Source organism: Acidisphaera sp. L21, from assembly GCF_009765685.1.
In the GTDB taxonomy this organism is placed as follows: Bacteria; Pseudomonadota; Alphaproteobacteria; order Acetobacterales; family Acetobacteraceae; genus LMUY01.
Genome location: NZ_LMUY01000154.1, coordinates 12,620 through 22,872, shown reverse-complemented (window position 1 = coordinate 22,872; position 10,253 = coordinate 12,620). Strand labels below are relative to the sequence as shown.

The 10,253-nt window shown below is 65.1% G+C and carries 9 protein-coding genes; 3 read left to right on the top strand and 6 right to left on the bottom strand.

From position 1 onward, the window contains the following. The 5 genes from GSQ76_RS29880 to GSQ76_RS29860 form a co-directional block, all read right to left on the bottom strand. Positions 1-1,458, bottom strand: a 1,458-nt coding sequence (locus tag GSQ76_RS29880; protein ID WP_158747726.1) for an amidase, incomplete at its 3' end; no start/stop codon positions are given. An 82-nt stretch (positions 1,459-1,540) separates the two neighbouring features. After that, on the bottom strand, positions 1,541-2,455 hold the full coding sequence (locus tag GSQ76_RS29875) for an ABC transporter permease (RefSeq protein WP_158747725.1): 915 nt from the start codon (positions 2,453-2,455) through the stop codon (positions 1,541-1,543). Then, on the bottom strand, positions 2,452-3,405 hold the full coding sequence (locus GSQ76_RS29870) for an ABC transporter permease (protein WP_158747724.1): 954 nt from the start codon (positions 3,403-3,405) through the stop codon (positions 2,452-2,454). The genes GSQ76_RS29875 and GSQ76_RS29870 overlap by 4 nt, the downstream gene beginning before the upstream one ends. Before the next feature lie 31 nt (positions 3,406-3,436). Then, a complete protein-coding gene (locus GSQ76_RS29865; RefSeq protein ID WP_158747723.1) occupies positions 3,437-4,423 on the bottom strand; it encodes an ABC transporter ATP-binding protein in 987 nt (328 codons plus the stop codon). 3 nt (positions 4,424-4,426) lie between these two features. Further along, entirely contained in the window at positions 4,427-5,488 is a 1,062-nt protein-coding gene (locus tag GSQ76_RS29860; protein WP_254070715.1) for an ABC transporter ATP-binding protein, read from the bottom strand. A 260-nt stretch (positions 5,489-5,748) separates the two neighbouring features. Between GSQ76_RS29860 and GSQ76_RS29855 the strand changes: the two genes are divergently transcribed. Continuing rightward, positions 5,749-7,053, top strand: coding sequence for an amidase (locus GSQ76_RS29855; RefSeq protein ID WP_158747722.1), 1,305 nt, complete (start codon positions 5,749-5,751; stop codon positions 7,051-7,053). 27 nt (positions 7,054-7,080) lie between these two features. Next, the gene (locus GSQ76_RS29850; protein ID WP_158747721.1) at positions 7,081-8,694 is read left to right on the top strand and encodes an ABC transporter substrate-binding protein; all 1,614 of its coding nucleotides are present in this window, start codon (positions 7,081-7,083) and stop codon (positions 8,692-8,694) included. Here the strand turns inward: GSQ76_RS29850 and GSQ76_RS29845 are convergent. Then, positions 8,691-9,608 carry a GntR family transcriptional regulator gene (locus GSQ76_RS29845; RefSeq protein WP_158747720.1) on the bottom strand — a complete coding sequence of 306 codons (918 nt, stop codon included), beginning with the start codon at positions 9,606-9,608 and terminating at the stop codon, positions 8,691-8,693. The two genes, GSQ76_RS29850 and GSQ76_RS29845, sit on opposite strands and share 4 nt — an antisense overlap. Here GSQ76_RS29845 and GSQ76_RS29840 point away from each other — a divergent pair. Then, the coding region (locus GSQ76_RS29840; protein ID WP_174247422.1) for an amidase at positions 9,587-10,253 on the top strand (667 nt) is incomplete at its 3' end. The genes GSQ76_RS29845 and GSQ76_RS29840 overlap by 22 nt on opposite strands.

Here is a 10,253-nt window from a genome sequence, read left to right as displayed (position 1 = left end):
CCGGGTTTCGCCATCCGCCTCGCGGCCGAGTTGGTCCGGTGGCAACACATCCGGCCGGGTGGTGTCGATCACTGGACGCCGTTCTAGCCAGGGGGTCGCCTGTTCGTAGGCCTGAGCGACGCGGAACATCGTCACTTCGTCGAACGGGGCAGCGGCGATCTGCATGGCCAGCGGTAGGCCCCCGGGTGAAAAGCCGTTGCAAATGGAGATCGCGGGCATGGCGGCGATGTTGAACGGCGAGCTGAGCGGCGGGCTGGCGAAGTTTGCCTCCGCCTGCATGCGGCGTAGATCCGGCGCCTCGCCCCAGGTGCCGGCGGTCACCAGCACGTCCACGTCGTGGAAGGCGTTCATCATCTCGGTCAATAGGGCACGCTGGCTGCGCTGGGCCTGGACGTAGTCGATGCCGCTGACGAAGGCGCCAGGGATGATCCTGTAGCGGAACACCTCGCCGTATTCTTCCGGATGGGTGCGGAGCCGTTCGCCGTGGATGGCGAAGGACTCTGCCAGCACGATGACGCGTAGGCAGGATTGATAGATGCCGATCGGCTGTAGGGTCACGTCTTGGACGGTGGCACCCAGGCTGCGCAGCAAGTTCATGCTGGCATCCATGGCTGCGACCACGCTGTCATCGGCGCGGCGGTCGGTTTCGTAGAAATGCCGCACCAGCCCGACGCGCAGGCCCTTCAAACCCTGGCCAAACCCGGCGCGGAAATCCGGCACGGCGCGGTCGGCACAATCCGGGTCCGCCGGGTCATATCCGGCAATGGCTTGCAGGGCGATGGCGCAATCCTCCACCGTGCGCGCCAGTGGTCCGGCATTGTCCATCGTCCAGGACAGCGGCAGAATCCCGCGCTTGCTGACCCGGCCGTAGGTCGGCTTCACCCCGGCTACGCCACAGAACGAGGCCGGGAGGCGGACCGACCCGCCGGTATCGCTGCCCATGGCTAGCGGCGCCAGATCCGCCGCCACGGCAGCGCCCGATCCGCTGGAGGAGCCACCGGTGAACCGCGTTAGCCCCCACGGGTTGCGGGCTGGGGGCCAGGGAAGGTCGAAGGACGGGCCGCCAGTGGCGAATTCGTGGGTCGACAATTTGCCCAGCATGACGCCGCCTGCCTCGCGCAGTTTGCGGACGACGGTGGCGTCCTCCGTCGGGATCCGGGTCTTGCAGCGAGCGGAGTGGCCGGAGGTGAGGATGCCCGCGGTGTCGTAGATGTCCTTCAGCGCGTAGGGGATGCCGTGCAACGGGCCGATACGGTGGCCATCGGTAATCGCGGTTTCGGCGGCTTTTGCCTCGGCCAGCGCCCGGTCGGCGGTCACGGTGATGTAGCTGTTCACGACCGGGTCGATGGCTGCGATGCGGTCCAGATATGCTTGGGTTAGTTCCACCGGCGACAGCGTGCCGGCGCCAAGTTGCCGGGATGCCTCGGCTAGGCCGAGTTCATGAAGCGCGCCGGTCACGTTGGGCGCCCGGCTGAATATACCCTCACATGCTCGCTGGTCATCAGACGGGCTCCTCTCGCGGCGTTAGGTCAGGCGGCGCTCAACTGCGAACATCCATCGCCGAGCGCAAACCGTCGCTGGCGATGTTGAAGCAGATGCTGGTCATGAAGATGCAGACGCCGGGAAGCATCGCCAGCAGCGGCTGGGAGTAGATAGCGGTGCGCAGAGTGTTCAACATCAGGCCCCATTCTGCCTGGGGCGGCTTGGTGCCCAGGCCCAGGAAGGACAGGCCCGCCGCCAGGATCATGGACACGCTGATGAGGCTGGTGGCGTAGACGAAGATCGGTCCCAGCACGTTCGGCAGCACGTGGACCCGCACGATGGTCATGGAACTGGCGCCGCTGGCGCGGGCGGATTCCACGTAGTCCAGGTTGCGCACGCCAGTCGTTACGGTTTCCGCGACGCGGATGATCTGCGGGATGAACACCAGCGACATGGACAGAATGGCGTTGGAAATGCCCGCGCCCAACGCGCCGCTGATCGCCACCGCCAGCAGGACGGAGGGGAAGGCGTAGAACACGTCCGTCGTGCGCATGATCGCCATGTTCACCCAACCGCCCAGGAACCCGGCGATCACGCCCAGCACGCCGCCGATGACCAGCGAAATGACGACCGGCGTGATGCCCAGGAACCAGGACAGGCGGCCGCCGTATAGCAGCCGGCTTAGCATGTCGCGGCCCAGCTCGTCCGTGCCCAACGGGTGTCCGGCGAAACCCGGCGGCTTCAACCGGCGGATCATGCTGGTTTGGTATGGGTCGAACGGCGACACGACGGAGGCGAACACGATCGCCAGCAGCATCAGCAGCAGGATCGACAGGCATACCATCGTCATCTTGTCGCGCGACAGCCGCCGTAGCACGCCAGTCCAATAGCCGGGGTGGCGAGTCTTGGCTCCCTTGGCCTGGATAAGCAGTTCTGCCTGGGCGGCCGAGAGGGTTTCGGTGCGTCCGCTCATGAGCGCTTGATCCTCGGGTCGAGTGCGGTTTGGACGAGGTCCACGATCAGGTTCAGCGCCACGAAGAACAAGGCCAGGACGAGGATGGTGCCCTGCAGCAGCGGGATGTCGCGCTGGAAGATGGCGCTGTTCAGTAGGAACCCAGTGCCGGGCCAACTGAAGACGGTTTCCACCAGGATCGACCCGCCCATTAGGTAGCCAAGCTGCAGCCCCATGACCGATAATGCGTTGGGGGCCGCGTTCTTGACCACGTGGAGAAAGATGTTGCGCGGCAGCATACCCTTGCCGCGCAGGGTGTTGACGAAGTCCTGGTTCATGATCTCGCCCACCACGCCGCGCACAGTGCGCGTGATGATGCCCATGGGAATGACGCTGAGCGTCACCGCCGGGAGGATGAGGTATTGGATGTGTGCCCAGTCCCAGGCCCAGTCGGTCGCACCGCCGGGCCCAGCACCCATGGCGGGCAGCGCGCCCAGGGTGACGCTGAACAGAATGACCATCACCATGCCGAGCCAGTAATGCGGGATCGACACGCCAGCGACGGCGAAAGTGGTGGCGATGCGGTCGATCCAGGTGCCGCGGAACGTTCCGGCCAGGCCGCCGAGGATCAACCCCAGCACGAACCCGATCAACGATGCGGTGACCGCCAGGCGCAACGTGTTCGCTGTGGCCGGCCGCAGATCGGACCAGACCGACCGCCCGGTCGCCAGCGAGCGGCCGAGGTCACCTTGGCTAACTTGATATAGCCACAGCCCAAACTGCACCGGCAACGGCTTGTCCAACCCGTATTCGTGCTTGATCTGCTCCACCACCGCCTGCGGGGCATCAGGCGGGACGATGGCGTTGATCGGGTCACCTGGCGCGATGTGCACCAGCATGAAGCACACGAGACTGACCGCGAGCGAGATCGGGATCGCATAGAGCACACGACGGATGAGGTAAAAGATCATGGCGTCGTCCTTGCGATCATCCGGTCGACCGTCATGCTGCGGTCGACACGGCGTGGTCGGGCACGCGAATGCACCGCGCCGCGCGACCGGGAATGGGGCTGCGCGCTGCCGGCACCGCGGCCAGGCAGGCCGGCTCGACATAGGCACAGCGTGGGGCGAAGGCGCAGCCCGTCGGCACCTGCGCCAGGTTCGGCGGCGCGCCCGGGATCGTGGTCAACCGCTTGCCGCGCACGCCGCCATGCACCGTAGCGCCCAAAAGGCCTTGCGCGTACGGATGCAGTGGATCGCGCATCAGGGCGGAAACTGGACCCTCCTCAATGAAGCGGCCGGCATACATGACAGCGACCCGGTCCGCGATTTCGGCGGCGACGCCCAGATCGTGGGTCACGAAGATGACGCCCATTCCCATGTCCTGCTGCAGTTTGCGCAGCAGCAGCAAAATCTGGATCTGCACCGTGGCATCCAGCGCGGTCGTCGGTTCATCCGCCAGCAGCAGCTTTGGGCGGCAGGACAGGGCGATGGCGATCATCGCCCGCTGCCGCAACCCGCCGGACAACTCGTGCGGATACGCAGCCAGGCGGCGCTTGGCGGACGGGATCTGAACCAGTTCCAACAGCTCCAGCGCCCGGCGCTCCGCGTCTTCCCGGCTGATGGTTTCATGCCGGCGGATGGTCTCGCGGATCTGCATGCCGATGGTGAACACCGGGTCCAGGGCTGTCATCGGCTCCTGAAAGATCATCGACACGACGCTGCCGCGGATGTCGGCCAGGCTACGCTCGGAGGTGGTGACCAGATCGTGGCCGCCAACCCGGACGGTGCCGGTCATTTTCGTCAGCCGGGGCGGGTTTAGCCGCATGAGGGAGCGCAGGGTGACGGATTTGCCCGAGCCGCTTTCACCCAGGATGCACAGCGTTTCGCGGGGGGCGAGGTCGAAATCCACCCCGTTGACCGCATGCACTGTAGAATCGCGGGAGACGAATCGGACCTTCAGGTCGCGGACGTGAACCAGGGGTTCCACGATCTACGCCGCCAATTTCGGGGCTTGGCTGTGGCCGCTGCCGGGCAGCACCATCAGGCAGGCGGCCAGATGTTCGGGGCCGGCCGGCGCCAAAGGCGGGGCCTTGTCGGCGCATACCGCCTCGGCATGCAGGCAGCGGGTACGGAAGCGGCAGCCGGAGGGCGGGTTCACCGGGTTGGGCGGATCGCCCTGTAGCGGCGGTTCGAGCCGGCGGCGATCCGGGTCCATGCTGGGGCGGCTGTCCAGCAGGGCGGCGGTGTAGGGGTGCGCGGCCCCATTGTAGATCGTGTCCACCGGGCCGATTTCGGCCACCCGGCCCAAATACATCACCAGCACCCGGTCGGACACGTATTGGACCACATTCAGGTCGTGGCTGATGAACAGGTACGTCAGCCCGAACTGGTCCTTCAGATCCAGCAGCAGGTTCAGCACCTGCGCCTCGACGGACTTGTCCAGGGCGGAGACCGGCTCGTCCAGGATGAGTAGCCGCGGCTGCAGCGCCAGCGCGCGGGCGATGTTGATGCGTTGGCGCTGCCCGCCGGATAGCTCGTGCGGGTAGCGGGGGCCGAACTGGGCCGGGTCCAGGCCCACGGCCTCCAGCAGTTCGTCCGCCCGGGTGACGGCACTGCGCCGAGCCACGCCGTGAACGCCGGGGGCGAAGGCGATGCTGTCGCGGACCGTCAGGCGGGGGTTGAGCGAGGAATAGCTGTCCTGGAACACCATCTGCACCTGGCGGCGGTATTCCTTCAGGGTCAGCCCGCCGTAGCCGACGGCCTGACCGTCGAAAATCACCTCGCCAGAGGTCGGCTCCAGCAGGGCCATGATCAGGCGGGAGGTGGTGGATTTACCGCAGCCGGACTCACCGACCAGGCCCAGCGTCTCGCCCTTGCGGACATCGAACGAGATATCGTCCACCGCTTGCACGACGCCAGTACTGCGACCGAGCAGGCCGGAGCGTAGCGGGAAATGCTTGGTTAGCCCGCGAATGGTCAAGAGCGGCTGCGCCGGACCTCCGACATCTGGAAGTTGGCGCAGGATTTCAGTGGTCTGCGTCAGGACGATCACTCCTCGACATTCCCATAAACTGCCTCCCGAGGCGTTGGGCGTCGAGACAACCGTGCAAGAGGTGGGCCAACCGCTGAGCCGCGAGGCCGGGGCCAGCGCGGGCGCAGATGACCAGCGACTGCGCATTTGTCTGTACAACTGCCATAAATCCGGGCGCGCCCGGATGGCCCCAAGGCGGGCTTGCCAAGGGATTTCCTAATAGCGCGGTTGGCACGGATTATGCGTTGAGCCCGGCGCAAACCGCCAGGAGTATAGCCCATATGGACCCGTGCTTCCTCACCGCGTCCGAGGCATCTGCGTTCATCGCGCAAGGCAAGTTGACGGTTGAAGCCCTTGTTCGCTCGTGTCTCTCCCGCATTGCGGAGCGTGAGCCTACGGTGCATGCCTGGCTGTATGTCGACCCCGATCGCGCCATTCGTCTGGCGCGGGAGCTGGACAAGCTGCCACGGCGCTCCCCGCTGCACGGGCTTCCGTTCGGCGTGAAGGACGTGATCGACACCGCCGACATGCCGACGACGCAGAACTCGCCCTTGTATCAGGAAATGCAGGTCGGCCGGGACGCTGCTTGCGTGGCAGTGGTGCGCAATTCCGGCGCGATCATTCTGGGCAAGACCGACACGGTGGAGTTCGCGTCCGGCGGCCGCAAGGCTGCCACACGGCACCCGATGAACGGCGCGCATACGCCAGGCGGTTCGTCCTCCGGCTCCGGCGCTGCGGTGGGCGATTTCCAGGTGCCCTTGGCGTTCGGCACGCAAACCGGCGGCTCGCACATTCGCCCGGCATCGTTCAACGGCATTTACGGCATCAAGCCGACCCACGGCGCCGTCAGCCGTGAGGGTGCGAAGATGTATTCGCATACGCTGGACACGATCGGCTGGTATGGCCGTTCGGTCGACGACCTGATCCTGGTGGCAGAGGCGTTCCGCCTGCCCGGGATCGACAGCATGTCGCCGGTGGAATTGCGCGGCCTGCGCATCGGGCTGTGCGAGAGTCCGCAGTGGGGCCATGCCGAGCCGGCGATGCAGGAAGCGCTGTATGCCGCCGGGCGCAGGCTGGAGGCGGCAGGCGCCGTCGTGACCGACGCGCCTCTGCCGGCCGGTTTCGCGAAGCTAGCGGATGCGCAGGAAATCATCATGCATGGTGAGGGTAGGGCGGCGTTCCTGCCGGAATATCTCGGGGCGTATGAAAAGCTTGGCCAGGATTTCCGCGACAAAGTGGAAAACGTCATGCAGATCACCCCTGCAAGCCTGCTAGCGCAGTACGCCGTGGCAGACGCGTTACGGCCGCAATTCGACGGGATCTTCGGCGACACGCTGGATCTGGTGTTGACGCCGGGTGCGGCGGGCGAGGCGCCCCTTGGGCTGCACACTACCGGCGACCACATCTTCAATAAAAGCTGGACCCTGCTGCACGCGCCTTGCGTGGGCATCCCTGCCGGGCGTGGGCCACAGGGCCTACCGCTCGGGCTGCAGGTGGTCGGCCCGCGCTTCGGCGACGCCCGCTTGCTCGCCATGGCGAAAGCCATCGCTCCCGTCCTCGACATAACCCCCCTCGCACGCGGCTGACGCGCGAACTTTCCAGGAGTGCCGCCTATGTTATCCCGTCGTATCGTTCTCGCCTCCGCTTCCGCCGCCGCGGCTGCGGCCGCCCTTCCCAGCACCCAGGCGAATGCCGCGCCGGAGAAGGTGCTGCGCGTTGCCATGACGGTGGCGGATATTCCGCTGACCAGCGGGCAGCCCAGCCAGGGTGGCGAGGGCCAGCGCTTTATTGGCCTGCAGCTTTATGACGCACTGATCAATTGGGACCTGTCCAAGAGCGACGAGCCGGCGAAGCTGCAACCCGGCCTGGCGTTGTCCTGGTCGGTGGACGATGCGACCCATTTGGTTTGGACGTTCAAGCTGCGGCCGGGCGTGAAATTCCATGACGGATCGCTGTTCAATGCGGACGCCGTGGTGTTCAACTTCGATAAGCTGGTCAACAAGGACGCCCCGCAATTCGATCCGGCGCAGGCAGCACAGGGCGCCACCTACATGGCGCCGGTCAAATCCTATCGCAAGATTGACGATATGACGGTCGAGATCACCGGCATCCGGGCCGATGCGGTGATCCCGTATCAACTTGCCAACGTCTACATGTCCAGCCCGGCCAATTGGGAAAAGCTGGGCAAGGATTGGAACAAGGTGGCGTTGAAACCATCCGGCACGGGCCCGTGGATCCTGGACCAGCTCGTGCCGCGCACCCGGGTGGAGGTGATACGCAACGCGAATTACTGGGACCCGAAGCGTATTCCGAAATCCGACCGGCAGATCATGCTGCCGGTGCCGGACGCCAACACGCGGGTCGCGGCCCTGCTATCTGGCCAGGTGGATTGGATCGAGGCACCGCCTCCGGACGCGGTGGACCACCTGAAGAGTGCTGGGATGCAAATCGTCACAAACAAATACCCGCATATCTGGCCATATATCCTGGACTTCGCCGAGGGCTCGCCAATGCGCGACATTCGCGTGCGCAAGGCGCTGAACCTGGCGATCGACCGGGACGGATTGGTCGGGTTGCTGGGCGGGCTTGCGATGCCGGCGAAGGGCATGGTGTATCCGGGTCATCCCTGGTTCGGCAACCCCACCTTCGAGCTGAAATACGACCCCGACGCGGCGCGCAAGCTGCTGGCGGAGGCGGGCTACAGCAAGGCCAAACCGCTGAAGGTGACGTTCGCGATTTCGACCGCCGGGTCGGGGCAGATGCAGCCGCAGGCGATGAACGATTTCGTCCAGCAGAACTTCCAGGATGTCGGCGTGGACCTACAATTCCAGGTGCTAGAGTGGGAGGCCCTGCGGGCTCGGCGCCGCGCCGGCTCTAGCGCGCCAGAGAATAAAGGCGTGGGCGGGCTGAACAATAGCTGGGCGTTCTACGATCCCGACATTGGCCTGATCAACACGTCGTGGAGCATCATGAAGCCGCCCGCCGGTTTCAACTGGGGTGGCTATAGCGATCCGAAGGCGGACGCGTTGTGCCAGAAGGCCAAGCTGGCCTTCGTGCCGGCCGACCAGGACAAGATCCTGGCCGAACTGCACAGCTACATCGTAGACCAGGCGATGTGGATCTGGGTGGTGCACGATTTGAACCCGCGCGCGCTAGGGCCCAAGGTCAAGGGCTATGTCGAAGCCCAGAGTTGGTTCCAGGACCTCACGCCGGTCGTGGTCGGCTAGCGACTTGCCGCGGCGGGCTTCACGGTCCGCCGCGGCGACTTCGGTTCTGTCTTCTCCAGCCCGATGCCGGAAACCGAAAGCGGAATTTGCAACTGCTTCTCGGCGGTGCGGGTGATCAGGGTGCGGAACACATGCTCCGCCATGTGGCCGTCGCCGCCCTTCAGCACCGCGATCAGGCGCTTGTTGTTATCCAACACCGTACGTAGATCGGCCTCGAACGCTTTATTTTCCTGGAAGAACAGGCGCACGAGGCTGCTGATGGACTGCCAACTGCGCAGGATGAACTCGTTTCCGCTGGCCTGAACCACCAATTCGTGGAACCGCAAGTTCAGGTCGCGCATGTGTTCCAGATTGCCCGCCTTGGCTGCCTGCACAATGCCCACATGTAGGCGCGTGAGTGCTTGCAAATGACGCACATCCCCGCGGTCCGACACCAGGCGCGCGGCCATTCCCTCCAACGTGGCGCGGGCCACAGTCATCTGCGCCATCTGCACCGTCGTCACACGGGTGACGAAGGTGCCGCGGGACCGGTGCGTCTCCACCAGGTGCTGCGCTTCCAGCGCCTTCAACGCCTCACGTAACGATCCGCGGCTGACACCGAGGCGTTCGGCGAGCGTCATTTCGATGATGCGTTCGCCGGGCTGCAGATGGCCGTTGCGGATGGCTTCGGCGATTTTCTCGCGCACGATGTTGGGCAGGGAGCGGCTTGCCGTGACTTCCCATTCGATCGATCCGCCCCGTTTGCTCATCGTGATCCTGTCCGCCCGATGTTGTCCCTTATTATAAGTACCATCGATTACGGCGCCGTGGCCATGTCGTATGATCGTCTGATTGTCGACAACTGGCAGTGATGCTAGCCTGCGTTCTCTGTGTAAAACGGGGTAGAGTTGCGATGATGGAAGATGCTGGTGCACGGCTCGACGCTTGTTTGGCGCGGATCCAGCAGCACAACCCGACACTGCGCGCCGTCATCACCGTCATGGAGCCGCAGGCGCGGGAGGCGGTGGTGGCGACCAGCAAGTCTGGCGGCGCACTTGCTGGCACCATCGTGTCTCTGAAGGATAATATCGACACGGCTGGCACGCGCACCACCCGCGGCTCCGGCTTTTTCACGGACCGGGTGCCCAACGCCGATGCAACGGTCGTGAGCCGGCTGCGTGCCTCAGGGGCGATCCTATCGGCGAAAGACAATATGCACGAGTTCGCTTTTGGCGGAACGTCGCAGAACCCGCATCACGGCGCCTGCCGCAACCCGTGGAATACCGACGCCATCCCGGGCGGCTCCAGCGGTGGCTCCGGCTCGGCCGTGGCGGCAGGATTCAGTGAAATTTCGCTGGGCACGGATACTGGCGGCTCCATTCGCATTCCGGCGGCGCTGAACGGCGTTACCGGGTTGCGGCCGACGGTGGGGCGCGTGTCGAACCATGGCTGCATGCCCACTGCCGCGCGGTTCGATACGATCGGGCCGCTCGCACGTAGCGCCAGGCTGGTGGCCGATGCGTATGAGGTGATTGCCGGCTACGACCCGCGCGATCCGTACAGCGTGGACCGACCGGTGG